Annotated in this window: 20 protein-coding genes and 7 tRNA genes; 7 read left to right on the top strand and 20 right to left on the bottom strand. The window is 67.1% G+C overall.

Annotated features, from left to right (window positions below; genetic code table 11):
- Window positions 1-82: 82 nt before the first annotated feature.
- The 14 genes from RSA25_RS11560 to RSA25_RS11495 all read right to left on the bottom strand — a co-directional run bounded on the left by RSA25_RS11560 (window position 83) and on the right by RSA25_RS11495 (window position 9,783).
- Window positions 83-157 (bottom strand) — tRNA-Val (locus RSA25_RS11560).
- An 11-nt stretch (window positions 158-168) separates the two neighbouring features.
- Window positions 169-441: an HU family DNA-binding protein gene (locus tag RSA25_RS11555; protein ID WP_038690141.1), complete on the bottom strand. Its 273-nt coding sequence runs from the start codon at window positions 439-441 to the stop codon at window positions 169-171.
- Between the two features lie 205 nt (window positions 442-646).
- The gene (lon, locus tag RSA25_RS11550; RefSeq protein ID WP_332809024.1) at window positions 647-3,112 is read right to left on the bottom strand and encodes an endopeptidase La; all 2,466 of its coding nucleotides are present in this window, start codon (window positions 3,110-3,112) and stop codon (window positions 647-649) included.
- A gap of 143 nt (window positions 3,113-3,255) precedes the next feature.
- Window positions 3,256-4,545 (bottom strand): ATP-dependent Clp protease ATP-binding subunit ClpX, encoded by a 1,290-nt coding sequence (gene clpX, locus RSA25_RS11545; protein WP_145478462.1) that lies wholly within the window; start codon window positions 4,543-4,545, stop codon window positions 3,256-3,258.
- Between the two features lie 126 nt (window positions 4,546-4,671).
- Window positions 4,672-5,298, bottom strand: a complete 627-nt coding sequence (clpP, locus tag RSA25_RS11540) for an ATP-dependent Clp endopeptidase proteolytic subunit ClpP (protein WP_038690153.1) — start codon at window positions 5,296-5,298, stop codon at window positions 4,672-4,674.
- Between the two features lie 66 nt (window positions 5,299-5,364).
- The gene (gene tig, locus RSA25_RS11535; RefSeq protein ID WP_332809023.1) at window positions 5,365-6,660 is read right to left on the bottom strand and encodes a trigger factor; all 1,296 of its coding nucleotides are present in this window, start codon (window positions 6,658-6,660) and stop codon (window positions 5,365-5,367) included.
- A 234-nt stretch (window positions 6,661-6,894) separates the two neighbouring features.
- A tRNA-Leu gene (locus RSA25_RS11530) sits at window positions 6,895-6,979 on the bottom strand.
- 89 nt (window positions 6,980-7,068) lie between these two features.
- A complete protein-coding gene (locus tag RSA25_RS11525; RefSeq protein ID WP_332809022.1) occupies window positions 7,069-8,403 on the bottom strand; it encodes a chloride channel protein in 1,335 nt (444 codons plus the stop codon).
- 64 nt (window positions 8,404-8,467) lie between these two features.
- Window positions 8,468-8,809 carry a hypothetical protein gene (locus RSA25_RS11520; RefSeq protein ID WP_332809021.1) on the bottom strand — a complete coding sequence of 114 codons (342 nt, stop codon included), beginning with the start codon at window positions 8,807-8,809 and terminating at the stop codon, window positions 8,468-8,470.
- Between the two features lie 250 nt (window positions 8,810-9,059).
- Window positions 9,060-9,135 (bottom strand) — tRNA-Lys (locus RSA25_RS11515).
- Window positions 9,136-9,318: 183 nt separating this feature from the next.
- Window positions 9,319-9,394 (bottom strand) — tRNA-Lys (locus RSA25_RS11510).
- An 82-nt stretch (window positions 9,395-9,476) separates the two neighbouring features.
- Window positions 9,477-9,553: transfer RNA gene (locus RSA25_RS11505), tRNA-His, on the bottom strand.
- Window positions 9,554-9,587: 34 nt separating this feature from the next.
- A tRNA-Arg gene (locus RSA25_RS11500) sits at window positions 9,588-9,664 on the bottom strand.
- Window positions 9,665-9,706: 42 nt separating this feature from the next.
- Window positions 9,707-9,783 (bottom strand) — tRNA-Pro (locus tag RSA25_RS11495).
- 175 nt (window positions 9,784-9,958) lie between these two features.
- Between RSA25_RS11495 and RSA25_RS11490 the strand changes: the two genes are divergently transcribed.
- A complete protein-coding gene (locus tag RSA25_RS11490; RefSeq protein ID WP_332809020.1) occupies window positions 9,959-10,717 on the top strand; it encodes a Bax inhibitor-1/YccA family protein in 759 nt (252 codons plus the stop codon).
- A gap of 75 nt (window positions 10,718-10,792) precedes the next feature.
- Here RSA25_RS11490 and RSA25_RS11485 read toward each other — a convergent pair whose 3' ends face one another.
- The 6 genes from RSA25_RS11485 to grxC all read right to left on the bottom strand — a co-directional run bounded on the left by RSA25_RS11485 (window position 10,793) and on the right by grxC (window position 15,070).
- The gene (locus tag RSA25_RS11485; RefSeq protein ID WP_332809019.1) at window positions 10,793-11,701 is read right to left on the bottom strand and encodes a LysR family transcriptional regulator; all 909 of its coding nucleotides are present in this window, start codon (window positions 11,699-11,701) and stop codon (window positions 10,793-10,795) included.
- Window positions 11,702-11,754: 53 nt separating this feature from the next.
- A complete protein-coding gene (locus RSA25_RS11480; RefSeq protein ID WP_332809018.1) occupies window positions 11,755-12,498 on the bottom strand; it encodes a cysteine hydrolase in 744 nt (247 codons plus the stop codon).
- Window positions 12,499-12,630: 132 nt separating this feature from the next.
- Entirely contained in the window at window positions 12,631-13,038 is a 408-nt protein-coding gene (locus RSA25_RS11475) for a hypothetical protein (protein WP_332809017.1), read from the bottom strand.
- Between the two features lie 131 nt (window positions 13,039-13,169).
- Window positions 13,170-14,177 (bottom strand): isocitrate dehydrogenase, encoded by a 1,008-nt coding sequence (locus RSA25_RS11470; protein WP_217537643.1) that lies wholly within the window; start codon window positions 14,175-14,177, stop codon window positions 13,170-13,172.
- 216 nt (window positions 14,178-14,393) lie between these two features.
- Complete coding sequence (locus RSA25_RS11465) at window positions 14,394-14,786, bottom strand: carboxymuconolactone decarboxylase family protein (RefSeq protein WP_332809016.1); 393 nt, start codon at window positions 14,784-14,786, stop codon at window positions 14,394-14,396.
- Window positions 14,783-15,070, bottom strand: coding sequence for a glutaredoxin 3 (grxC, locus tag RSA25_RS11460; protein ID WP_332809015.1), 288 nt, complete (start codon window positions 15,068-15,070; stop codon window positions 14,783-14,785). The genes RSA25_RS11465 and grxC overlap by 4 nt, the downstream gene beginning before the upstream one ends.
- Before the next feature lie 156 nt (window positions 15,071-15,226).
- On the opposite strand from grxC, the gene RSA25_RS11455 reads away from it, so the two are divergent.
- From RSA25_RS11455 to RSA25_RS11430, 6 genes are all read left to right on the top strand, one after another.
- On the top strand, window positions 15,227-16,864 hold the full coding sequence (locus tag RSA25_RS11455; RefSeq protein ID WP_332809014.1) for a M48 family metalloprotease: 1,638 nt from the start codon (window positions 15,227-15,229) through the stop codon (window positions 16,862-16,864).
- 146 nt (window positions 16,865-17,010) lie between these two features.
- Window positions 17,011-17,700 (top strand): phosphate regulon transcriptional regulator PhoB, encoded by a 690-nt coding sequence (phoB, locus tag RSA25_RS11450; RefSeq protein ID WP_068849561.1) that lies wholly within the window; start codon window positions 17,011-17,013, stop codon window positions 17,698-17,700.
- A gap of 98 nt (window positions 17,701-17,798) precedes the next feature.
- Window positions 17,799-19,139, top strand: coding sequence for a phosphate regulon sensor histidine kinase PhoR (phoR, locus tag RSA25_RS11445; RefSeq protein WP_332809013.1), 1,341 nt, complete (start codon window positions 17,799-17,801; stop codon window positions 19,137-19,139).
- Entirely contained in the window at window positions 19,136-21,217 is a 2,082-nt protein-coding gene (gene ppk1, locus RSA25_RS11440; protein WP_332809012.1) for a polyphosphate kinase 1, read from the top strand. Before phoR ends, ppk1 begins: the two co-directional genes overlap by 4 nt.
- A gap of 182 nt (window positions 21,218-21,399) precedes the next feature.
- Window positions 21,400-22,926, top strand: a complete 1,527-nt coding sequence (gene ppx / locus RSA25_RS11435) for an exopolyphosphatase (RefSeq protein WP_332809011.1) — start codon at window positions 21,400-21,402, stop codon at window positions 22,924-22,926.
- Window positions 22,927-23,314: 388 nt separating this feature from the next.
- Complete coding sequence (locus RSA25_RS11430) at window positions 23,315-26,248, top strand: TonB-dependent receptor (RefSeq protein ID WP_332809010.1); 2,934 nt, start codon at window positions 23,315-23,317, stop codon at window positions 26,246-26,248.
- The last annotated feature ends 198 nt before the right edge of the window (window positions 26,249-26,446 follow it).

The following is a 26,446-nucleotide window of genomic DNA, read 5'->3' as shown; positions in this document are numbered from 1 at the left end:
ACCCGCGACCTCCGGCGTGACAGGCCAGCATTCTAACCAGCTGAACTACCGCTCCACATTTCAAACCTTTACTGCGGTGCTGTGGTGGGTGCTGAGGGTTTCGAACCCCCGACCCTCTCCGTGTAAAGGAGACGCTCTACCGCTGAGCTAAGCACCCCAGCAAGCCGCTTAGTTTACGGCATCCTTCAGGGCTTTGCCAGCCTTGAACGACGGATTGTTCGATGCAGCGATCTTGATGGTGTCGCCGGTCTTCGGGTTGCGGCCGGTGCGGGCAGCACGCGCGCGAACCTGGAACGTACCGAAGCCCACCAGCGTCACTGCGTCACCGCCCTTCAGGGCCTTGGTGATGGAAGCGATCACGGCATCGACGGCGCGGTTGGACTCGGCCTTGGTCAGGTCGGCGGCCTCGGCAACGGCGTCGATCAATTCGGTCTTGTTCATTCTGTACAGCTCCTTTGGCGGGGATTCCGCATGTTCGACAGTGAAGCATCCGACCCAGACTGCGGCCGGATGCCAGTGGAGTTCTCGATTCGCCGACGTCAGCGTGCACTGACTCGCGAGTGCTGCTTTTATACCAGCGCACCCCTACCCGCGCAAGCTGAAAAGCCAATAACGACGCGGGTTTCGGCGATTTCCAACGCGCGCGTCAGTGCTTGACGCGCGCGTTGGAAGCTGTCTTGCCCTTGCTGCGCACTGTGACGCGCGCCCCATCCTTCTTGGCCTTCTTGGGGGTCAGCGGGGTCTCCAGGGCCAGGTCCAGCACCTCTTCGATCCACTTCACCGGGATGATCTTCAGGTCACGGGTGACGTTGGCCGGGATGTCGGCCAGGTCCTTGCGGTTTTCCTCGGGGATGATGACCGTGGTGATGCCACCGCGCAGGGCCGCCAGCAGCTTTTCCTTGAGTCCACCGATGGCGGTCACGCGGCCGCGCAGGGTGATCTCGCCGGTCATCGCCACCTCGGCACGGATCGGCACCTTGGTCAGCGTGGACACCAGCGAGGTCACCATCGCGATGCCGGCGCTGGGGCCATCCTTCGGGGTGGCGCCATCGGGCACGTGCACATGCACGTCGTGCTTCTGCAGGAACTCGCTGTCGATGCCCAGCCGCTCGGCGCGCGAACGCACCACCGACAGGGCGGCCGAGGCCGATTCCTTCATCACGTTGCCGAGCTGGCCGGTCAGGATCAGCTGGCCCTTGCCCGGCACCAGGGTCGATTCGATCTGCAGCAGGTCGCCGCCGACTTCGGTCCAGGCCAGGCCGGTCACCAGGCCGATCTCGTTCTGCTCCTCGGCACGACCGAAGTCGACCCGGCGCACGCCCAGGTACTTGTCCAGGTTCTTGCCGTTGACCACCACCAGCGCCTTCTTCTTCGCGCTGACCTTCTTGCCGGTTTTGGCCGGCTTGGGCAGCCCGGCCGGACCGGCCAGTGCGATGTCCTTGACCACCTTGCGGCAGATCTTGGCCACTTCGCGCTCGAGGTTGCGCACGCCCGATTCGCGCGTGTAGTAGCGCACGATGTCCTGGATGGCGTCGCCCTCGATCTCCAGCTCCTCCGGCTTGAGGCCGTTGGCCTTGAGCTGCTTGGGCACCAGGTAGCGCATGGCGATGTTGAGCTTCTCATCCTCGGTATAGCCGGGGATGCGGATCACTTCCATGCGGTCCAGCAGCGGCCCGGGGATGTTGAGCGAGTTGGAGGTCGCCACGAACATCACTTCGGACAGGTCCAGGTCCACTTCCAGGTAGTGGTCGTTGAAGGCGTTGTTCTGCTCGGGATCGAGCACTTCCAGCAGCGCCGAGGACGGATCGCCGCGGAAATCCATCGACATCTTGTCGATCTCATCGAGCACGAACAGCGCGTTCTTGCTGCCCACCTTGTTGAGGTTCTGCACGATCCGGCCCGGCATCGAGCCGACATAGGTGCGGCGATGGCCACGGATTTCGGCTTCGTCGCGCACCCCGCCCAGGCTCATGCGCACGAACTTGCGGTTGGTGGCCTTGGCGATGGACTGGCCCAGCGAGGTCTTGCCCACGCCGGGCGGACCGACCAGGCACAGGATCGGGCCCTTCATCTGCTTCACGCGCGACTGCACCGCCAGGTATTCCAGGATGCGGTCCTTGACCTTGTCCAGGCCGAAGTGGTCGGCGTCCAGCGTGTCCTGGGCCACCTTGAGGTCCTTGCGCACCTTGGTGCGCTTCTTCCACGGCACGCCCAGCAGCCAGTCCAGGTAGTTGCGCACGACGGCCGCTTCGGCCGACATCGGCGACATCTGCTTGAGCTTGTTGAGCTCGGCCTTGGCCTTGGCTTCCACCGGCTTGGGCATGCCCGCCTCGGCGATCTTGCGCGCCAGCTCGTCCAGCTCGCCGGGTGCGTCGTCCAGGTCGCCCAGTTCCTTCTGGATGGCCTTCATCTGCTCGTTGAGGTAGTACTCGCGCTGGCTCTTTTCCATCTGCGACTTCACGCGGCCGCGGATGCGCTTTTCCATCTGCTGCACGTCGATCTCGCCATCGACCAGGCCCACCAGCATTTCCAGGCGGTCGCCGATCTGCAGCGTTTCCAGCAGGCGCTGCTTGTCGGCCAGGCGCACGCTGATGTGCGCGGCGATGGTGTCGGCCAGGCGCGCCGGTTCATCGATGCCGGCCAGGGTCTGCAGCAGTTCCGGCGGCAGCTTGCGGTTGGTCTTGACGTACTGCTCGAACAGCGACATCAGTGAACGGGCGATCGCCTCGATCTCGCGCGGCTCGCGCGATTCGTCCGATTCGATTTCGGTGGCGATGCCGTGCAGCGCGCCGTCGCGCTCGGTGACCTGGGTCACGTTGACCCGCGACAGGCCTTCGACCAGCACCTTGATGGTGCCATCGGGCAGCTTCAGCAGCTGCAGCACCTGGGCCAACGTGCCGACCTGGTAGAGATCGGCGGCATTGGGGTCGTCGGTCTCGGCCGACTTCTGGGCCAGCAGCAGGATGCGCTTGTCCGCCGCCATCGCCTGCTCCAGCGCGTGCATGGACTTGTCGCGGCCGACGAACAGCGGGATGACCATGTGCGGGAACACCACCACGTCACGCAGCGGCAGTACCGGCAGGTCGAGAGTCTCAGTTGGGGAACGGGCCATGTGGGCTCCAGTGGAACAGTGGGAATGGCCTCCGGACAGCCTCGCCCGGATACAAAAAAAGCCGATGGCCTCGTTATGGGGCCATCGGCTTCTAGATGCAAGCTGTTCTAATAAAGTTCTTTCAATTCAATTGCTTGAATCGATTATTCCGCTCCAGCGGCCTTCTGTTCAGGCGCCGGCGGGGTCTGGTAGATCAGGTACGGCTCGGACTTGTGCTCGATCACCGATTCGTCCACCACGACCTTGCTGACGTTCTCGGCCGAGGGCAGGTCGTACATGGTGTCCAGCAGGACCGATTCGACGATGGTGCGCAGGCCACGGGCACCGGTCTTGCGCTTGAGCGCCTTGCGGGCAATGGCCGACAGGGCGTCCGGGCGGAACTCCAGCTCCACGTGCTCCATCTCGAACAGCTTCTTGAACTGCTTGGTGATGGCGTTCTTGGGCTCGGTCAGGATCCTGACCAGGGCCGCCTCGTCCAGCTCTTCCAGGGTCGCCACCACCGGCAGGCGGCCGACGAACTCGGGGATGAGGCCGAACTTGATCAGGTCTTCCGGCTCGACTTCGGCCAGCACCTTGCCCACTTCCTGCTTGCGCTCGGCACTCTTCACCTTGGCGCCGAAGCCGATGCCGCCGGCGTCGTTGGAGCGAGCCTGGATCACCTTGTCCAACCCGGCAAACGCGCCGCCGCAGATGAACAGGATGTTCTTGGTGTCCACCTGCAGGAATTCCTGCTGCGGGTGCTTGCGACCGCCCTGCGGCGGCACGCTGGCCACGGTGCCTTCGATCAGCTTCAGCAGCGCCTGCTGCACGCCTTCGCCGGACACGTCGCGGGTGATCGACGGGTTCTCGCTCTTGCGCGAGATCTTGTCGATTTCATCGATGTAGACGATGCCCTGCTGCGCCTTCTCGACGTCGTAATCGCACTTCTGCAGCAGCTTCTGGATGATGTTTTCCACGTCCTCGCCCACGTAACCGGCTTCGGTCAGCGTGGTGGCGTCGGCCATGGTGAACGGCACGTTGAGCAGGCGCGCCAGGGTCTCGGCCAGCAGGGTCTTGCCCGAACCGGTCGGCCCGACCAGCAGGATGTTCGACTTGGCCAGTTCGACCTCGTCGTTCTTCTGGCGGCTCTCGATGCGCTTGTAGTGGTTGTACACAGCCACGGCCAGCGTGCGCTTGGCCCGGTTCTGGCCAATCACGTACTGGTCCAGGACCTCGAGGATTTCCTTCGGCTTGGGCAGCGAACTACGCGCCGACTGCGCTTTTTCCTCGAGTTCTTCACGGATGATGTCGTTGCACAGCTCCACGCACTCATCGCAGATGAACACGCTCGGGCCCGCAATCAGCTTGCGCACCTCATGCTGGCTCTTCCCGCAGAAAGAACAGTAGAGGATCTTGCCGGTGTCCGTGGAACGACCTTGGCGGTCTTCGCTCATGCTTCGCTTACCCAGTTACCCCACCCGCTGAACGGGGGTTCGATTCGAGAATAGCACAGGGTCGGGAGGACGCCAGTCCAGCCCGACCCCGCGGAAACAGGCCGGAATCCCGGCCTGGCGGCATCATCACGCCGGGGTGATCGATTCTTCCGGGCGCCGCTCGAGCACCTGGTCGACCAGGCCGTAGGCCACCGCGTCGGCCGCGCTCTTGAAGTTGTCGCGCTCGGTGTCGCGCGCGATGGTCTCCAGCGACTGGCCGGTGTGCTTGGCCAGCACCTCGTTCAGGCGCGAGCGCAGGGTCAGGATTTCACGGGCATGGATGTCGATATCCGTGGCCTGGCCCTGGAAGCCGCCCAGCGGCTGGTGGATCATCACCCGCGAGTTGGGCAGCGCATAGCGCTTGCCGGCGGCGCCGGAGGCCAGCAGCAGCGCGCCCATCGAGGCGGCCTGGCCGACGCAGATGGTGCTCACGTCCGGCTTGATGTACTGCATGGTGTCGTAGATCGCCATGCCGGCGGTGACCACGCCACCGGGCGAGTTGATGTAGATGCTGATGTCCTTTTCCGGATTGTCCGCTTCCAGGAACAGCAGCTGCGCCACCACCACGTTGGCCATGTGATCGTCGATCGGGCCCACGAGGAAGATCAGGCGCTCCTTCAACAGGCGCGAATAGATGTCATAGGCGCGCTCGCCGCGGCTGGTCTGTTCGACCACCATCGGAACCATGTTCAGGGCTGTGGTTCGGTTGTCCATTAGTGAGGCACCTATTTTGGGGGGAACGACCCCGCGCCGGAGCGCGGGGCGTAAAACACGGGCCGCTTACTGGCGGATCGCGTCCTGGAACGACAGCGGCTCTTCGGTGTGCTGGGCGCGCTCGGCGATCCAGTCGATCACCTGCTCTTCCATCACACGATTCTGCAGCCCACCCATCAGCTGGGGGTCATTGCGGTACATCTCAATGACCTGCTCCGGCTCTTCGTAGGTCGAGGCGATCAGGCGCATGGTTTCGTTCAGGCGCTTGGGGTCCAGGCGCAGGTCGTTCTTGCGGGCCACTTCGCCCACCAGCAGGCCCACCAGCACGCGCTTGGCAGCCGCGTCGGTGAAGCCGGCATGGGCGTCGGCCGGGATTTCGCCCGGGTTGCGGCCGCTGCGGCGGATCTGGTCGACCTGCTGGGCCAGCATGGCGCGGGCTTCGTTCTCGACCAGGCGCGGCGGCAGTTCCACCGAGGCGTAGGCGGCGATCAGCTGCTCGCCCACTTCACGGCGCAGGCGGTTCATCAGCGCGCCCTTCAGTTCACGCTCCAGGTTGGCACGGATGTCCTTGCGGAACTGCTCCACGTCGCCGCCCTTCACGCCGAAGCTCTTGATGAACTCCTCGTCCACGTCCGGCAGCACCGGGGCGGACACGTCCACCACCTTCACGGTGACCTTGACCTGCTTGCCGGCCAGGGCCGGCACGCGCCAGTCGGCCGGGAAGCTGACGTCCAGGGTCTTTTCCTCACCTTTGGCCAGGCCGACCAGGCCCTGCTCGATCTGCTCGAACATCATGCCCTGGCCGACGATCACGCTGCCCTTTTCGGTGCCTTCGGCCGGCAGGCGCTCATCGCCGGCTTCGGAGAAGGTTTCCAGCGCGACCAGATCGCCGTCCTGCGCGCCACGGGTGACCGGGCTCCAGCTGCGGCGCTGTTCGCGCAGGTTGGTGATCATCTGGTCGATGTCGGCGTCGCTGATCTCGGCGGTGTGACGCACCACGGTCAGCTTGCTCACATCCACGTCGCCGAAGTCCGGCACCAGCTCGACGGTGGCCACGAAGGAGAACTCGCCGTCATCGCCCTTGTCGATGCGCGGGGTGCCGGCGATGCGCAGCTCGTGCTCACGCAGGGCGGCATCGAAGGTTTCGCGCAGCAGGCCGTCGACGGCTTCGCTGCGGACCTGCTGGCCGAAGCGCTGCTCGATCACCTTGGCCGGGATCTTGCCCGGGCGGAAGCCCTTGATGCGCGCGGTGCGGGCGATTTCACCCAGACGCCCACTGATGTGGGTCTGCAGGCGCTCTTCCGGCAGCGAGAAGGTCAGGCGGCGTTCCAGATTGCCGGTGGATTCGATCGAAGCTTGCATGTGGACTCCTGCCACCGGCGGCAACGCCCCCGGCACGATGTGATGGATGGAACGGGTTTAGAACGCGGGGTCGTTGACGCGCATGCCCGCCGCAGCCCTGTAGTTTCGCCGATAACGGCCAGCGCCGCCAGCACGGGGCCGGCGCGCCCGTGAAGGCGGCCGGGTGCAGCATGGGGCCGTCTCCCCGGACCCGGGACGTGCCCCTCGTCATGCTTGCCATTGCCCCGGCATGACTGGTGCGAAAGGGGGGACTCGAACCCCCACGCCTTGCGGCACTGGAACCTAAATCCAGGGCGTCTACCAATTCCGCCACTTTCGCGAGTGTTGCCACTCAGCCGTGCATTGTTGCAGGGCTGGGCCGAAAGCAAAAGCCGATGTGTCGCCTGGGCGCCGGAATGCCGCGCCGCCCTAGCCCGCCCGGGCCGCTGCAGGTGCCTCGGGCGCCGGCATTGCCGCCACCAGGCGCTCGGCCAGGGCGCGATAGAGCGGCTGGCGACAGACCAGGGCCGAGACGGCCCGGGCCAGCAGCACCGCGGCCAGGATCGGCAGGAGCATGGCGCTGCTGTCGGTCAGCTCCAGGGAAATCACCGCGGAGGTGAGCGGGGCCTGGGTGACCCCGGTCAGGTAGGCGCACATGCCCAGCAGTACCACCGCCGAGGGGTCCACCCCGGGCAGCAGCACGGCCAGGTTGTGCCCGAGCCCGGCCCCGACCGCCAGCGCCGGGGAGAACAGGCCGCCGGGGATGCCGGCCACGTAGGACACCAGGTTGGCGGCCAGCTTCATGAGCCCGAACTCGTGCCCCACCAGGCCCTGCCCCTGGACCAGGGCCCGCGCCTGTTCATAGCCGGTGCCGAACGCGCCGGCACCGAATACCAGCCCCAGCGCCGCCAGCAACAGCCCGCAGGCGGCAGCGAACAGGATCGGATGCGCCCCGCGTGCGCGGCCCAGCCAGCGCGGTCGCCCGTCGACGGCGGCGAGCACGACGCGGCTGAAGCCGCCACCGGCCAGCCCGCCGACCACGCCGCAGAGCAGCACCGCCAGCCAGCCCATGCCCAGCGGCAGGCCCACCTCGACCCGGCCGAAATAGGTGTAGTTGCCCAGCAGGCCGAGGGACACCACGCCGCCGACGATCACCGCGGTGAGCAGGGCGCCGGAGAATCGGTGCTCGAAACGGCCCGACAGCTCTTCGATGGCGAACACGACGCCGGCCAAGGGGGTGTTGAAGGCCGCGGCAATGCCGGCCGCGCCACCGGCCAGCAGGAAATGACTGGCATGGCGCGGGTCGCGGAACCCCAGCGCACGGCCGATCACGTACATCAGGCTGGCCCCGACATGCACCGTGGGGCCTTCACGACCGACCGAGGCGCCACCGGCCAGCGCCAGCACGGTGAGCCCGAGCTTGCCCGCCGATACGGGCAGGGACAGGTTCTGCTGACGGAAGTCGCCCTCCGGCCGGTCCAGGGCGGCAATCACCTGCGGGATGCCGCTGCCGCGGGTGGGCTTGAGCACGCCGTGGGTCAGCCAGGCCAGCAGCCCGAACACCGCCGGCGTGAGCAGCAGCGGCCACCAGGGCGAGGTGTCATAGACGCGACGGAACAGGCCGAAGGCGAAATCGCTGGCTTTGGCGAAGAGGATGGCGGCCAGTGCGACGGCGATGGCACCGCCCCAGAGGACGATGCGTTCGAGCCATTGCTGGCGCGCGCCGAGGCGACGCGCGGTGGGATCAGGGGCATGCGTTGGCATGGCGACATTGTCTCATCCGCCGGTGGCAGCGGATGTGCAGGGACTGGCGGCCGCCCTGACCGGATCAGGGCGGCGGGATGGGCCTGGCCGGCTGCGTGTCTGCCGGGTCGACGCCGTCGCGTTCGACGGTGCGTGCCTGCGGCTGGTCGGCGCCGATGGCGTCGATGCGGTGGGCGAGCACGGCGTCGGCCTGGGCGTCACGCGGCACGGTCACTGCATGGGCCGCGTCGGCCGCGTTGGCCGCGTCGGCGTCAGGTTGGGCCAAAGCCTGCGGGTCCTGCGTCGGCGTAGCGGGCTCGGCCGGCGTCGGCAGGGCGGCCGGCGGGGTGTGCTGCGGGCCAGTACAGGCCGTTGAGAAGGCCAGGACAGCGGCGATGATCGAGGCGGACGCGAGCGGGGTGTTCATCCAGACAGCTCCAGAGCGGCGCGACAAGCGCAGAGCGTCCAGTGGAGCGCAAGGCGCGCTGACGAGGCGTGCGCTGGGCCACAGGATGGCTGGATTCGATGGCGGATCTGGCCCGGATGTGGCGCGACACGTGGCGGGACGACGCGCTCGATGACCGGCACGCTGCGCCGGCCCTGCCCGACCGGCGGTGGCATCCCGTTGGGCGAGGCGCAAGAAAAAAGCCGCCTGGCGGACCAGGCGGCTTCTGTCTTGGTGGGCTGTCAAGGATTCGAACCTTGGACCTATTGATTAAGAGTCAACTGCTCTACCAACTGAGCTAACAGCCCGAAAATCGGGACGCGAATTATGCAGGACTTTCGTCCGGCGATGCAAGCGTTTTAGTTGAACGAAAGACCAACGCGCGCTGGCGACAGCGTCGTCATGCGCGCCACTGCGCCGCACCGGGGCGTTGCGCGCATCACCGCGCGGGCAAGAAAAAAGCCGCCTGGCGAACCAGGCGGCTTCTGTCTTGGTGGGCTGTCAAGGATTCGAACCTTGGACCTATTGATTAAGAGTCAACTGCTCTACCAACTGAGCTAACAGCCCTGAAAACTCAGGCGAACATTGTAACGCGAATGTCGCCTTTTGCAACCCTGATTCACTTTCGGCGAACCCGGTTTTACATCAGTGGGGTGGCTGAGGGGACTCGAACCCCCGACCTCCGGAATCACAATCCGGAACTCTAACCAACTGAGCTACAGCCACCACTGAAACCTTGCTTCCTGACGCATGCACCCAATGGTGCGCCCGACAGGAATCGAACCTGTAACCGCCGGCTTAGAAGGCCGGTGCTCTATCCAGTTGAGCTACGGGCGCCCTGCCTGGATTATCGCATTCCCTTCCTGTTTTGAGCAGGCTTGGTCGGGGTAGAGGGATTCGAACCCCCGACATCCTGCTCCCAAAGCAGGCGCGCTACCAGACTGCGCTATACCCCGGAGTTGCGATCCTCGGGGTTCCCCCCGAAAGAGTCGGCTATTGTGGGAATCGGCGAGGCATCTGTCAACGCTTATTTCACATTGTCGGCGTTGTCCCGATGCCGACGCCCCCTATCGGCTATGCTCGGCGCAGCGACCGGATGGTCCGCCCCCTACCCCTTCAAGGAGATTGGCAATGCGTAGCGGCAATCCCGCTCTTTCCGAGTCGACGTTCCTGGACCTGGCCAGTGGCTCGGTGGTGACCTCGCCCGACCAGGCGATGACCATCAATGGCACGGTCAACAAGACCGGCCTGCTGTTGCTGCTGACCGTGATCACCGCCGCCTTTGCCTGGAGCCAGTCGGTGGATGCCGCCGGCCTGCCCACCAGCGGCGCGATGGGGTACACCGTGGCCGGCGCGATCGGCGGGCTGGTGCTGGCACTGGTGACGATCTTCAAGAAGGAATGGTCGCCGGTGACCGCGCCGATGTATGCGCTGGTGGAAGGCCTGTTCCTGGGCGCGATCTCGGCGGTGTTCAACGCCAAGTTCCCGGGCATCGTGATGCAGGCGGTGATGCTCACCTTCGGCACCATGTTCGTGATGCTGGCGGTCTACCGCAGCGGCCTGATCAAGGTCACCGAGAACTTCAAGCTGGGCGTGGTCGCCGCCACCGGCGGTATCGCGCTGCTGTACCTGGCCTCGTTCGTGTTGAGCTTCTTCAACATCAACGTGCCGATGATCCACCAGGGCGGCTGGATGGGCATCGCCTTCAGCCTGTTCGTGGTGGTGGTGGCCGCACTGAACCTGGTGCTGGACTTCGACTTCATCGAGAACGGCGCGGCCGCGCGCGCGCCCAAGTTCATGGAGTGGTACGGCGCGTTCGGGCTGATGGTCACCCTGGTATGGCTGTATGTGGAATTCCTGCGCCTGCTGTCGAAGATCCAGCAGCGCTGATCCTTGCCACCGGCGGGTTGAAAAAAGGGCGCCTGCGGGCGCCCTTTTTCGTGCACGGCGCGCACCACCCTCGAACTAGAAACCAGGCCGCATCTGGGCGGCGTAGTGCGCGGCCAGGTGGTCCACCAGCGCGCGCACCTTGGGCGCCAGCGCGCGTGCATGCGGGTACAGCGCGACGTAGCGGCGCTCACCGGCATGCCAGCCGGGCAGCACGCGGATCAGCCGACCGGCGCGCAGGTCTTCCTGCACCGTCAAGGCCGTGAACAGGCTGATGCCCATGCCCGCGATCACGGCGGCATACAGGGCGGGCGTGGCATCCACGCGCAGGCGCTGCCCGGCCTCCACGCTGACGCGGGCACCCTTGGGGCCCTGCAGGTGCCACGGCGCCGCCGCGGCCACGGGGCTGAAGGCCAGCAACGCATGCCCGGCCAGCTCGGTTGCCTGTCGCGGCAGGCCGTGGCGCGCGAGGTAGGCCGGCGCGGCCACCAGGATGCGGGGGCAGCTGGCCAGTTCGCGCGCAACCAGCTGGCTGTCGGGCAAGGTGGCGGCGATGCGCAGCGCCAGGTCGAAACCGCCACCGACCACATCCACCAGCTGGTCATCGGCCGACAGATCGAGCGCGATCTGCGGATAGCGCGCCAGGAAACCGGGCAACCAGTGCGGCAACTCCTGGGTGGCGACCACCTGCGGCACGCTGATCCGCAGCCGGCCGCTGGGCACCGCCTGGCCGGCGCGGGCGCGGTCGTCGGCCTGCTCGAGCCGGTCCAGCAAGGCCAATGCCTCGCGATGGTAGTCACGCCCCGCTTCGGTCAACGACAGGCGCCGGCTGTTGCGATCCAGCAGCCGCACCTGCAGGTGTTCCTCCAACTGCCGCAGTTGCCGCGACATGGCCGAATGCGAGGTGCCCTGCCGCTCGGCGGCGGCGGTGAAGCTGCCCGCCTCGACGATGGCGCGCAACGCGCGCAGGGCGGCAAGGTGATCCATCGACGGGCAACTCCGCTTGGCAGGGCCCGCCGGATGCGGGCCCTGCCAGCTTATCAAGCGCCGTCGCCAGCCTTGCGCACCGGCAGGGCCAGGATGGCCTGGGTGGGCAGCACCTGCCCGAACGCGTCCTCGATTTGCGCCAGCGAGGCCTCGTGCAGCGCGCGATGGCCGATGCGGGTGCCACCGGCCAGGTCCAGGTCGCGACTGGCGGTAGCGTCGGCCGCCACGATCACCCGGTAGCCCCGCGGTGCGGCCGCCGCGTCGCGCGCGGCGCCCACCACGCAGGCGTGGGTCTGCAGGCCGGTGACGATCAGCGTGTCGATACCGGCCTCCTTCAACACCGCATCCAGGGCGGCGGCGGAGGCGCCGGCGAACACGCTGACGTTGTCCTTCTCGATCACGGTTTCACCGGCGCGCGGCTGCAGGTCGCGATGGAAGGCGGCGTTGACGCTGCCGCGCGCGAACAACGGTGCGCCGGCCGGCAGCACGTGCTGGACATGGATGACGCGGATGCCGTGCGCGTCGGCGAAGTCGACCACGCGACGGGCCTGGCCCATGGCCGCCACGCCGTCGGGAATGACCATGCGGCCGCCGGCAAAACCGGGCGCGGCGGCGGCATCGAAGTACTCATTCTGGAAATCGATCACCAGCACGGCGGTCCTGGCGGCATCGAGCGCGGCCACGTCCGGCGCGCCGGCCAGGTGGCGGATGGTGGGATGGGCCGGCTCGGCGGCGGCGATGGGTGCGGCGGCGGCCATGCCGATCAGACTGGCCAGGCCGAAGGCGGTGAGGTTCATGGGGCAACTCCTGTGCGGCGGAAAGTGCGCACAGCATGAGGAGCAGATGGCGCACGAACCAGCCGCGCAACAGCACATGATCTGTGCGATTTGTGCACAGACCACTTTGCGAGCGTCGAGCAGGTCGCGACGCTACGAGGCCAGCTTGACCCCATTGAGCCGCACGATCATCGCGTGATCGCGACCCAGCATCACGTCGGCGGTATTGCGGCCCGCGCGCACGGCACGTTCCAGGCCCGCCGGGTACCTCACCGGCACCCCTGCAAGGGTCTGCACATGCTGTGCCCCAGTGTTGCCTCTGATGATGAACGCCGCGCAGGCGCCCTCCAGCCGGTACACCGGCGTCCCCGCCGGCCATTCGATCAACTGCAGCGCACGCGCTTCGCTGTGCCGCAGGTTGCGGATGGCGAGCCCATGCTTCCGCAGGCGACGCAACGCGCGCTGGGAACGGGACCAGGGCCAGTAGAAGACCGCGTAGATGGTCACGCCGATGGCATAGACGGCAACAGCCGCCACCACCCCTACAGCCGCCTCAGGCATCTGCAAAAATCCTGTCGGTGAAAAGCCACACGTGAAAACGCAGACGGGCCGTACAAGGACGGCCCGTCTTCAACCCTGCGCGGCCCGGCTGGACATCGCCTGAGACGATCTCCAGCGGGTGCACCAACCGCTTACAGGCGGCTGGCGATGGCCTGGGCGAAGCCCATGGTGTTGCCGGTGCCGCCGAGGTCGCCGGTCAGCGAGTCCTTGGCTTCCAGGGTGGCCACGATCGCCTTGCGCAGGCGCTCGGCGTTGTCGGTCTGGCCGACGTGGTCCAGCATCTGCGCGGCCGCCAGCAGCAGCGCGCACGGATTGGCCTTGCCCTGCCCGGCGATGTCCGGGGCGGTGCCGTGCACGGCTTCGAAGATGGCCGCGTTCTCGCCGATGTTGGCGCCCGGGGCCAGACCCAGGCCGCCGACCAGACCGGCGCACAGGTCGGAGATGATGTCGCCGAACAGGTTGGTGGTCACGATCACATCGAACTGTTCCGGACGCATCACCAGCTGCATGCAGCAGTTGTCCACGATCATTTCCTGGAACTCGATGTCCGGGTACTTGGCCGCCACTTCGCGCGCCACGGCCAGGAACAGCCCCGAGGTCGACTTGATGATGTTGGCCTTGTGCACGGCGGTGACCTTCTTGCGGCCGGTGCTGCGGGCCAGCTCGAAGGCGTAACGCACGATGCGCTCGGAGCCCTTGCGGGTGATGCGGGTGCCGGAGAAAGCGGTCTCGCCGTCGGCCGAGACTTCCTGGCCTTCCGCCAGGTAGGCGCCTTCGGTGTTCTCGCGGACGGTGACCAGGTCCACGCCGTCGCCGAAGCGCGACTTGGTGTTGGGGAAGGACACCGCCGGACGCACGTTGGCGTACAGGTCGAAATGACGGCGCAGGCTGACGTTGATCGAAGTGAAGCCACCACCGACCGGCGTGGTCAGCGGGCTCTTCAGGGCGATCTTGTTGCGCGCGATCGATTCCAGGGTGGAGGCCGGCATCAGGTCGCCGTGCTTTTCCAGTGCGACCAGGCCGGCGTCGGCGTCTTCGTACTCAAAACCGGTGTCCAGCTTGCCGAGCACGAACAGGGTGGCGTCCATGATCTCCGGGCCGATGCCGTCGCCGCGGATGACCGTGATTTTCTGCGTCATTGATGTGTATTCCGAACCGAGGGGGAAGCGCCGTCCGTCAAGTGCGCGGAGCGTGGGCGCAAGGGAAGTTTCACCCGCAATTATGCCTTACCCGGCCAAGGGACCCCAAGTTACCCATTAGTCCCAGGCCGGGCGAGGCCGGCGGGGCCCGTCCGGCGCCACGCCGCCCCCCGTCCCCGCCGGGGTAGCCGCCGACTGTTGGTCGGCGGGGGGGTCTCAGTGCTCGTGAACGGCCGGGGCGGACGCGCCGCCTTCGAGCTGGTCCAGGAAATCCACCGCGCGGCGCAGGTGCGGGATGACGATCGAGCCGCCCACCACCAGGCCCACCGAGAAGGTCTCGAAGAACTCTTCGCGGCTGACGCCGGCTTCCTTGCACTGGGCCACGTGGTAGCTGATGCAGTCATCGCAGCGCAGCACCATCGAGGCGACCAGGCCCAGCAGCTCCTTGGTCTTCACATCCAGCGCGCCGGCCTGGTAGGTCTGGGTGTCGAGCGCGAAGAAGCGTCGCACCACCTGGTTGGGCTCGCCCAGGATGCGCTGGTTCATGCGCTGGCGGAACTCGGTGAACTCGGCGATGCGGTCCTTGCTGCCGTCGTCGGCCGCGCTCACGCCTGGCCCTCGCCGGCCAGCAGCGGTTCCAGCTTGCCGGCCCGGTGCAGGGCCATCATGTCGTCGTAGCCGCCCACGTGGACGTCACCGACGAAGATCTGCGGCACGCTGGTGCGGCGGGTCCGGGCCATCATCTTCTCGCGCTCGGCCGCGTCCAGGTCGATGCGGACCTCGGTCCAGTCACGGCCCTTGCTCTTCAGGAAGTTCTTGGCCGCCACGCAGTACGGGCAGACGGCGGTGGAATAGATGGTGATGGCGGGGGTGGAAGCGACATCTTGGCTCACGGGGAAACTCCACGGGCAAACGGTTGTCTGTACATGGTAGCGGGCGGCTGGATTTTCCACGTCATCACCGCAACACTGTGGATTAACCGCAGATTCGCCTGGCCGCTGTCACCCTGCCGCTGGCCGCCCCCCGTACGATCCTCCTGGAGCCCCGATTTGCGCCCTCTGCTGCTCTCCGCCGCGCTGACCCTCGCCCTGGCCGCGCCGCTGGCCGCTGCCCAGGATGCCAAGCTGCCGGATATCGGCTCCTCGGCCGGGGAGCTGCTCACCCCGGCCCGGCAGGCCGAGTACGGCGGGATGATGCTGCGCGAGCTGCGCAACTACGGCTACCTGCTGGACGACCCGCTGGTGGACGACTGGCTGCAGAACATGGGCACCCGGCTGGGCTCCAACAGTGCCCAGCCCCGCCAGTCCTACACCTTCTTCATGCTCAAGGACCGCCAGATCAACGCCTTCGCCACCCTGGGCGGCTACGTCGGGGTGAATGCGGGCCTGGTGCTGACCGCCGAGCGCGAGGACGAGGTGGCCGCGGTGCTGTCCCACGAAATCGCCCACGTCACCCAGCAGCACGTGCTGCGCGGGGTGGAGCGGGCCCAGCGCGACCAGATTCCGATCCTGCTGGGGATGCTGGCGGCGGTGGTGGCCGCCCAGCAGGCCGGGGGCAACTCCTCCGGCGATGCGACGATGGCCGCGATCACCTCCGGGATGGGGCTGATGCAGCAGCGCCAGATCAACTACACCCGCAGCAACGAGTCCGAAGCCGACCGGCTGGGCATCCGCACGCTGGCCCGCAGCGGCTATGACGTGGACGCGATGGCCGGCTTCTTCGAGCGCATGTCCGCCTCGATGCGGGGCAACGCCGGCGGCTATTCGGTGCCCGACTTCCTGCAGACCCACCCGGTCAACACCACCCGCATCAGCGAGGCCAAGGCCCGCGCCGAGCAGATGAAGAAGGACACGGTGCTGCTCACCACCGAGGTGCCGGGCGGGGTGCGCCAGGAACGGGTGAACCCGTCCGACCCGGCCCTGTCCGACCCGATCGTCCGGCGCAACAACCCGCTGCTGCCGGCCTCGATGCAGATTTCGGTCAACGCCCTCAGCCGCGGCGCCAGCGGCCAGTTCGAATACGCCCGCGAGCGCCTGCGGGTGCTCAGCGCCGATACGCCCAGCGAGCTGGCGCGCGAGTACGAGAACCTGGAACGCGCGCAGAAGGCCGGGCTGACCGACCCGCAGCGATACGGCCTGGCACTGGCCCGGCTGCGCAACAGCGGCGCGGCCGAGGCCCGCCGCGACCTGGGCACGCTGCTGCGCGACCATCCCGACAACCTCTGGGTGGCCCTGGCGCTGGGCGAGGCCGAATCGCGCGCGGGCCAGCCGGCCCAGGCCAATGCGCGGTTCGAGCTGCTGCTGCGCCAGCACCCCGGCAGCCGCCCGGTGGCGCTGACCTTCGCCGAGATCCTGAATGAACAGGGCGGCCGCGAGGCCGGCCAGCGCGCGCAGGCGATGCTGCGCCCGCTGCTGTCGCAAAGTGGCAATGATCCGGTGTTCCAGCAGCGCTATGCCCGCGCCAGCGAGCTGGCCGGCGACACCGTGCGCGCCAGCGAGGCCTACGCCGAGGCGGCTTTCCTCAACGGGCGGCCCGAGCAGGCCTTGATGCAGCTGCAGGCGTTGAAGAAGCAGCCCGCGCTGGACTACGTGGGCCGGGCGCGGGTGGACGCGCGGATCGAGAGCATCACCCCCACCGTGCTGGAGATGCGCCGCCAGGGCATCCGCGACCCGGAACTGGAACGCTGAGCCAGCCGGCCAGGGGCCCGGGGGCGCCAGCTGGATGACCGTGGGATGGCAGCCGCGGGCAATGTGCGCCGCGGTCGTCACAAACATGTCATGAAACCGTAGTCTACTGGGCTCAATCCCGGTCTGATAAGCAATACGGTGCGCACGTGCAGAAACGCATTCTGATCGTCGATGACGAACCCGCGATCCGCGAAATGGTCGCCTTCGCCCTCCGCAAGGGCGACTACGACCCGATCCACGCCGGCGATGCCCGCGAGGCGCAGACGGCCATCGCCGACCGCGTCCCGGACCTGATCCTGCTGGACTGGATGCTGCCCGGCACCAGCGGCCTGGACCTGGCCCGGCGTTGGCGCAAGGAGGCCCTCACCCGCGAGGTGCCGATCATCATGCTGACCGCGCGCGGCGAAGAGAACGACCGCGTGGGTGGCCTGGAAGCCGGCGTGGACGACTACGTGGTCAAGCCGTTCTCGGCCCGCGAACTGCTGGCCCGCATCCGTGCGGTGATGCGCCGTGCCCGTGACGACGACGAGGACGGCAGCGTGGCCGTGGGCAGCATCCGCATCGACGGCGCCGCGCACCGCGTGTTCGCCGGCGACCAGCCGGTGCCGATCGGGCCGACCGAATACCGCCTGCTGCACTTCTTCATGACCCATCCCGAGCGCGTGTACACCCGCGCCCAGTTGCTGGACCACGTGTGGGGCGGCAGCGTGTACGTGGAAGAGCGCACCATCGACGTGCACATCCGCCGCCTGCGCAAGACGCTGGAACCGTTCGGCGCGGAGAACATGGTGCAGACGGTGCGCGGCGCCGGCTACCGCTTCTCGACCTCGACCTGAGTCTCGTCGGGCCGTTGCCTGGCGCTTGTGCCGGGCAGCGGCCACTCCTGCTATAACCTTGGACCGCGTCCAAGGACCGCACTTTCTGCGAGACCGCAATGCCCCGCCACATCCGCTCTGCCTGGTTGAAGACATTGGCCACCCTCGCCGTCCTGCTGGTGGCGGCCGGCGTGCTGGGCGTGCTGAGCGGGCATGTGTGGATGTGCATCGCGCTGGCGTCCATCGGCGCGCTGGCCTGGCACTACTGGCGGCTGCGGCGCGTGCTGCGCCGGCTGACCGCCCGGCACCGCTGGGATGTCGGCGAAGGTGCCGGGGTCTGGAACGAACTGGACCGCCTGCTGTACCGCAACCAGGTGGAAATGCGCACGCGCAAGCGCCGCCTGCTGGACATGCTGCGCAGCTACCGCGCCGCCGCGGCGGCCCTGCCCGATGCGGTGGTGGTGGTGGACCGCAACAGCCAGCGCGTGCAGTGGTTCAACGAGGCGGCGACCTCGCTGCTGGGCCTGCACCATCCCGGCGACCTGGGCGGTGCGCTGGTCGAGCGCCTGCAGCCGATGCCGCTGGCCCACTGGCTGGCCGGCGGCCGCAATGCCGAACCGATCCTGGACGTGGCCTCCCCGGTGGATCCGGCGATCCGGCTCAACCTGCGCCTGATCCCCTATTCGCCGGACTACTGGCTGCTGATCGCGCGCGATGTGAGCAAGCTGCTGCGGCTGGAACAGGTGCGCCGCGACTTCGTGGCCAACGTGTCCCATGAGCTGCGCACGCCGCTGACCGTGGTCCACGGCTACCTGGACATGATGGAGCCGGAGGATTTCCCCGGCACCGGCCCGATGCTGGAAGAAATGCGCAAGCAGTCCCAGCGCATGGCCCAGCTGGTGGAAGACCTGCTCACGCTGTCGCGGCTGGAATCGCAGGAGCACACCGAAGAGGAGGCCGTGGCGATGGCGCCGATGCTGGCCACGCTGCGCCGCGAGGCCGAGGCGCACAGCCAGGGGCGCCACCAGATCAGCGTCATCGACAGCGCCGGGGTGGACCTGCAGGGCTCCAACAAAGAACTGCACAGCGCCTTCTCCAACCTGGTCACCAACGCGGTGCGCTACACCCCGGCCGGCGGCCGCGTGGACGTGGTGCTGGAACGCGAGGGCCAGGGCGTGGTGCTGAGCGTGCGCGACACCGGCTACGGCATCCCCGCCACGCACCTGCCGCGGCTGACCGAACGTTTCTACCGCGTGTCCAGCAGCCGCTCGCGCGAAAGCGGCGGCACCGGCCTGGGCCTGTCCATCGTCAAGCACATCCTCGGCCTGCACCACGCCCGCCTGGAGATCCAGAGCGAGGTCGGCAAGGGCAGCGTGTTCTCGTGTCACTTCGATGCCGACCACGTGCGTGCGCGCGTGGAAGTGGCCTCCCTTCCTTCTGCAGAAGACTTCTCCGCATGAGCACTCTGGTCCCCATCGCCGTGCCGGTGGACAACGATCCGCTGCGTGACCCGGCCCTGTACATCAACCGCGAACTGTCCCAGCTGGACTTCAACTTCCGCGTGCTGGCCCAGGCCATGGATACGCAGGTGCCGCTGCTGGAGCGCCTGCGCTTCATGTGCATCTCCTGCACCAACCTGGACGAATTCTTCGAAATCCGCGCCGCGGCCGTGCGCCACGCGCAGGAGTTCGGCCTGCCGTCGGCGCCGGATGGCATGACGCCGCAGGCCATCCTCAACGCGATCCATGACCGCGCCGCGCAGCTGGTGGACCAGCAGTACCGCTGCTGGAACGAGACGCTGCGCCCGGCGCTGCACGAGGCCGGCATCGACGTGCTCGGCCGCCACTCCTGGAACCATCGCCAGAAGCGCTGGCTGCGCGCCTACTTCCGCAACGAGATCATGCCGGTGCTGTCGCCGCTGGGCCTGGACCCGTCGCATCCGTTCCCGAAGATCCTCAACAAGTCGCTCAACATCGTGGTGGTGCTCAAGGGCACCGATGCGTTCGGGCGCGCCGGCCACCTGGCCATCGTGCGCGCGCCGCGCTCGCTGCCGCGCATCATCCAACTGCCGGAGAAACTCGGCGGTGCGCAGACCTACGTGTTCCTGTCCTCGGTGCTGTCCACCTTCGTGGACGAGCTGTTCCCGGGCATGGAGGTGCAAGGCGCCTACCAGTTCCGCGTGACCCGCAACTCCGAGCTGGTGGTGGACGAGGAGGAAGTGGAGAACCTGGCGCTGGCGCTGCGCGACGAACTGGTGGACCGCGGCTACCGGCCGGCAGTGCGGCTGGAGATCGCGCAGGACTGCCCGCGCGACATCGTGCGCACCCTGCTGCAGAACTTCGGCCTGACCGAGAACGCGGTGTACCGCATCGACGGCCCGGTCAACCTCAACCGCGTGATCCAGCTGTACGACCTGCTGGCCCGCCCGGAGTTGAAGTACCCGCCGCTGAGCCCACGCGTGCTGCGCGACAGCGATGGCATCTTCGAGGTGGTCTCGCGCCGCGACGTGCTGCTGCACCACCCCTTCGATGCGTTCACCGCGGTGCTGGACCTGATCAAGCAGGCCGCGCTGGACCCCAACGTGCTGGCCATCAAGCAGACCCTGTACCGCACCGGCAAGGATTCGCAGATCGTCGATGCGCTGATCCAGGCCGCGCGCAACGGCAAGGACGTCACCGTGGTGGTGGAGCTGCGCGCGCGCTTCGACGAAGAAGCCAACCTGGGCCTGGCCGACCGCCTGCAGGAAGCCGGCGTGCAGGTGGTGTATGGCGTGGTGGGCTACAAGACCCATGCCAAGATGCTGCTGATCGTGCGCCGCGAAGGCCGCAAGCTGCGCCGTTACGTGCACCTGGGCACCGGCAATTACCACAGCGGCACCGCGCGCGCCTACACCGACCTGAGCCTGATCACCGCCGATGCGGACATCGGCAACGACGTGCACCTGCTGTTCCAGCAGCTGTCCGGCCTGGCGCCGCGGACCAAGCTCAAGCGCCTGCTGCAATCGCCGTTCACCCTGCACCCGGGCCTGCTGCAGCGGATCGAGCGCGAGACCCGGCTGGCCGCCAGCGGGCGCCCGGGCCGGATCATCGCCAAGATGAACGCGCTCAACGAACCGCAGATGATCCGGGCGCTGTATGCGGCCTCGCAGGCCGGCGTGCAGATCGACCTGATCGTGCGCGGTGCCTGCACGCTGCGGCCGGGCGTGCCGGGGGTGTCGGACAACATCCGGGTGCGCTCGATCGTCGGGCGCTTCCTGGAGCACAGCCGGGTGTACTGGTTCGGCAACGATGGCGCGGCCGAGCTGTTCTGCGCCAGCGCCGACTGGCTCGAGCGCAACCTGCTGCGCCGGGTGGAGACCTGCTTCCCGATCCTGGACCCGGAGCTGGCGCGCAAGGTGTACCGCGACGTGCTGCAGAACTACCTGGACGACAACCTCAACGCCTGGGAACTCAAGGCCGATGGCGAGTACCACAAGTGCACGCCCGGCCACGACGAGCCGCCGCACGCGGCGCAGATGACGTTGATGCAGGGGTTGTAGACACCGACCATTGGTGGGTGTTCCCACGCGTGCCGACCCACGGTCGGCACCGGCCGGGTGAGCGCCAACCGGCCCGCGCAAGGGCTGCTGGCGGCGCCCCTTGATGCGAGCGTTCGTCGCCGCCTGCCCATGTGAAGGGCGCGCGGTGACTTCGCGACCCACCCTTCGGCTAACATTCGTCCATGCCGCATACCATCACGACCCCGCCCGCCCTGCAGGATGGCGACCTGCTCGCCGCCATCGACCTGGGCTCGAACAGCTTCCACATGGTCATCGCGCGCTACACGCTCGGGCAGCTGCGGGTGGTCGACCGCCTGCGCGAGACCGTGCGCATGGCCGACGGCCTGGACGGCAAGGGCGGCCTGTCCGCCGAGGCCCGCCAGCGGTCGCTGGAATGCCTGGCCCGGTTCGGCCAGCGCATCCGCGCCATCCCGTCGGTGCGGGTCCGCGCCCTGGCGACCAATACCGTGCGCCAGCTGCGCTCGCCGCAGGCCTTCCTGATGCCGGCCGAGACCGCGCTCGGGCATGCCATCGAAGTGGTCAGCGGCCGCGAAGAGGCGCGCCTGATCTACCTCGGCGTGGCCCACGCGCAGCCGCCCAAGCCAGACCAGCGCCGGCTGGTGATCGACATCGGCGGCGGCTCCACCGAGTTCATCATCGGACAGGGCATGCAGACCCTGGAGCGCGAGAGCCTGCAGGCCGGCTGCATCGCCAGCACCCGCCGCTTCTTCCCCGGTGGCAAGCTCAGCCGCAAGCGCTGGAAGGACGCACTGACCGAGATCGGCGCGGAGTTCCAGCAGTTCGCCACCAAGTACCGGGCGCTGGGCTGGCACGAGGCGCTGGGCTCGTCGGGCACGCACAAGGCGATCAGCGAGATCTGCGCGACCATGAAGCTGAGCAAGGGTGCGATCACCGCCGAGGCGCTGCCGCAGCTGCGCGATGAGCTGCTCAAGGCCAAGCGCATCGAGGACATCAACCTGCCCGGCCTGTCGGCCGACCGCCGGCCGATCATCGCCGGCGGCATCCTGGTGCTGGAGGCGGCGTTCCTGGCGCTGGGCCTGGAAAAGCTGCTGGTCAGCAAGGCGGCCATGCGCGAAGGCATCCTCTACGACATCCTTGGCCGCGCCAGCGAGAACGACCTGCGCGACGAATCGGTGGCCGCGCTGACCCAGCGCTATGGCATCGACACCCGCCAGGCCGACCGGGTCGAACGCACCGCGATGAACCTGCTGGGCCAGGTTGAAGACACCTGGGCGCTGGACCCGGACGATGCGCGGATGCTGGGCTGGGCGGCACGCCTGCACGAGCTGGGCCTGATGATCGCCCACAGCGGCTACCACGTGCACGGCAGCTACGTGCTGGAAAACTCGGACATCGCCGGTTTCTCACGGCAGGAGCAGCAGTTGCTGGCCGCACTGGTGCGCAGCCACCGCCGCAACGTGTCCAAGTCGGCATTCGAGGCCTTGCCCGAGCGCCTGCTGCAACCGGCCCGGCGGATGACCGCCCTGCTGCGCCTGGCCGTGCTGCTCAACCGCGCCCATGAAGACGCTCCGATGCCCGCGCTGGAACTGACCGCCGACGACACCCGGCTGTCGCTGATCCTGCCGCAGGCGTTCATCGATGCCCGGCCCCTGCTGCGGGCCGACCTGATCGGCGAAACCGACGGCATGGCCAGCCTGGGCGTGCAGTTCCGTCCGTTCGTGGCCTGACGCCACCAACGGCGCGCCGCGCCGCCTGCTTCCCCACCCTGTCTGCCCCCTCCCCCGCTGCCACCGGCAGCGGGCGGATGGCGCGTGCGCATGGCCCGTCCAACGGCCCGTTTTGCGCGAGCGGCGATGCGGCGGCGCAGCATATCGGTACATTTCGATACAAACCGCTACATGACACTGGCGTGACGCAATTTGCAACTAATTGCTTCTGCTCGCTTTTTGTCAAGGAACTGCGTTCGGTGTGAAAAATATTTTCACTATGGCTTTACACGACCTTAACTACCGAGACTATTATCGGGGTACCGGTCCACTTGGGTCGGATTTTGAGACGGCGGGAACTTGGGCCCGCCGCCTTTTTTGAGTCAGTTCCGAACGAGAGAGAGAGCACATGAATTCACGCACCAACGTTTTGGGGCACGCGATCCGCTGTGCCCTGATCGCCGGTAGCGCTGGCCTGATGGCCGCGCCGGCGATGGCACAGGACGCGCCGACTGCCACCAACCTTGACCGTATCGAAATCACCGGCTCGCGCATCCGTCAGGTTGACGTGGAGAACGCCAACCCGGTGCTGGCCATCACCCGCACCGATATCGAACGTCAGGGCTTCAGCTCGGTGGCTGACATCCTGCAGAACGTGACGGCGATGGGCAGCCCGGCGATCAGCCGCGCCAATGTGCTCAGCGCCGGTGAAAACGCCGGCGGCACCTACATCGACATGCGCAACCTGGGCGCCCAGCGCACCCTGGTGCTGATCAACGGCAAGCGCCTGGGCATCAGCACCTCCGGTTACCAGGACGTGTCGAGCCTGCCGGTGTCGGCGGTCGAGCGCGTGGAAGTGCTCAAGGACGGCGCCTCGGCCATCTATGGTTCCGATGCGATGTCCGGCGTGGTCAACATCATCACCCGCCACAATGTGAGCGGCGTGACCGCCAACGTCTACCACGGCCAGTACAGCCAGGGTGACGGCGCGCGCGATCGCTTCGACGTGGTGGCTGGCTGGTCCAACGACCGTGGCTCGATCACGCTCTCGGCCGAACACACCGAAGAGAAGGCCGTGTGGGCCAAGGACCGTGCATTCAGCGCCTACGGCAACACCGACCGCCATCCGACCGAAGCGTGGACCACGGTCAGCCAGTACGGCCAGATCACCGGCCTGCGCGGCCCGGGCTGCACCGCGGCCAACAACGGCACCTGCGGCTACTCGCTCAACCGTGGCAGCGATCCGCTGAACCCGGCCAATTACCACATCACCAACCCGGCGGCGTTCACCGGTGACACCAGCAACACCAACGAACAGATGCACCTGAACTACCCGCTGAAGCGGGACTCGGTGTTCGTCGATGGTCGCCTGAACATCACCGACGACATCCGCTTCAGCACCCAGTTGGGCTACAACAAGCGCGATTCCAGCCGCCAGGTGGCCGGTTACCCGCTGCAGTCGTCCACGGCCGGTATCGGCGCAATGTCGATCGACAGCTACTTCAACCCGTTCGGCCGCAAGAACGGCTACGCCACCCCGACCGCCGTGGCCTGGAACCACCGCACCTGGGAAGTGCCGCGCGTCAGCGACAGCTCGCTCAAGACCTACCGTGCCGTGGCGGCGTTCGATGGCACCTTCAACATCGGCGAGCGCTTCTTCGATTGGGAAGTGGGCTACCAGTACAACAAGAACGAACTGCGCCAGCACGCCACCGGCAACCTGCACAAGGAACGCGTAAAGAACGCGGTCGGCCCGTCGTACTTCAATGCGGCCACCGGCAAGGTCGAGTGCGGCAGCGCCGCTGCCCCCATCGCCAACTGCATGGTGTGGAACCCGCTGGTCGCCGCGGGCGTGACCAATCCGTACGGCCTGACCGGCAACCAGGCGCTGATCGACTACCTGATGCCGGCGGAAGACTCCAGCGGCAAGACGGTCGGCAAGAACTTCTTCGCCACCATCGCCGGCAGCCTGCTGACGCTGCCGGGCGGCGACCTGGGCTTTGCATTCGGCCTGGAAAACCGCAAGGAAACCGGCGAGTTCATCCCCGATGCGCTGGCCCAGACCGGTGCCACCACCAACCTGGCCGCTGGCCCGACCGGTGGCGGTTACAAGGTCAAGGAAGCGTACGTGGAATTCAACGCGCCGCTGCTGGCCGACCTGCCGGGCGCGAAGGAACTGAGCTTGAACGCGGCCACGCGCTACTCCGACTACGACACCTTCGGCGACACGCTCAACAGCAAGTTCGGCTTCAAGTGGCGTCCGATCGACCAGCTGCTGGTCCGTGGCACCTGGGCCGAGGGCTTCCGCGCCCCGACCATCAGCGACCTGTACGGCGGTGGTTCGGAAACCTTCACCACCGGCTACGCCGATCCCTGCGACACCGTCTACGGCCCGTCGCGTACCAGTGCTGACGTGCGCGCACGTTGCGCCCGCGACATCGCCAACGCCGCCACGTACCGCCAGCTGAAGCAGGGCAACGTGCCGATCACCAGCAGCACCGATCAGACCCCGGTGCCGTTCGTGAATGGTTCCAACCCGAACCTGCAGCCGGAAACCTCCAAGAGCAAGACGCTGGGCCTGGTGTGGAGCCCGAGCTTCATCCAGAACTTCAACGTGTCCCTGGATTGGTGGAAGATCCGTATCGACAACACCATCGTTGCCGATACCCCCAACCAGATCCTGATCGACTGCTATGAGCAGGGCATCGATTCGCGCTGCGGGCAGTTCACCCGTGATCCGGTGCTGGGCATCGTCAACAAGCTGACCTACGGCAACCGTAACGCCGGTTTCCTGGAGACCGAAGGTTACGACATGGAGCTGGCCTACCGTCTGGACACCGACGCGTACGGCAAGTTCAGCACCACCTGGTCGACCACCTACGTCAGCTCCAACATCTACCGTTCCACCAACGACACCAAGGTCGTGCCGACCCCGACCAACGGGATCGCCACCAACGCCACCGTGGGCTTCCGCGTGCGCTCCAACCTGACCGTGGGTTGGGACCTGGGCAATTTCGGCGTCACCTGGACCGCGCGTTACTACTCCGGCGTCAAGGAGCAGTGCCTGAACGTGCTGGCACACCCGGATGAATGCTCCGATCCGGGCGTGAGTGCGCCGTGGTACTCCGGTGCCCGCAACTACAACGACCGTGGTTCGACGACCTTCCACGACGTGCAGGTCCGCTACAACCTGCCGTGGGATGCCACCGTTGCCGTGGGTGCCAACAACGTGTTCGAGAAGTACGGCCCGAACATGTACACCAAGCCGAACTCGGTGTTCTCCTACTACGGTGGCTACGACATCGGCCGCTTCGTCTACCTGAAGTACCAGCAGCGCTTCTGATCGCTGCAAGGCGGTAACACTGCCTGCTGACCACGGCCCTTCGGGGCCGTGGTTTTTTTATGGTTCTTCGCCCATCTGCGGGGTTATGTCGTCGCGGCGTATGAAGCCTTGCGAGTGCCAGCTCCGTCGCGCGGGGTGGGGGTGTGCGGGTTCGCCGGACACGCTGCAAGTCCCGCTCCGCGGCCCGGCCCAGCCGCT

It is taken from the genome of Stenotrophomonas sp. (assembly GCF_036662295.1).
Taxonomy (GTDB): Bacteria; Pseudomonadota; Gammaproteobacteria; order Xanthomonadales; family Xanthomonadaceae; genus Stenotrophomonas.
Note: the sequence above shows the minus strand (reverse complement) of the source record. Positions and strands in the feature narration are given on the sequence as shown.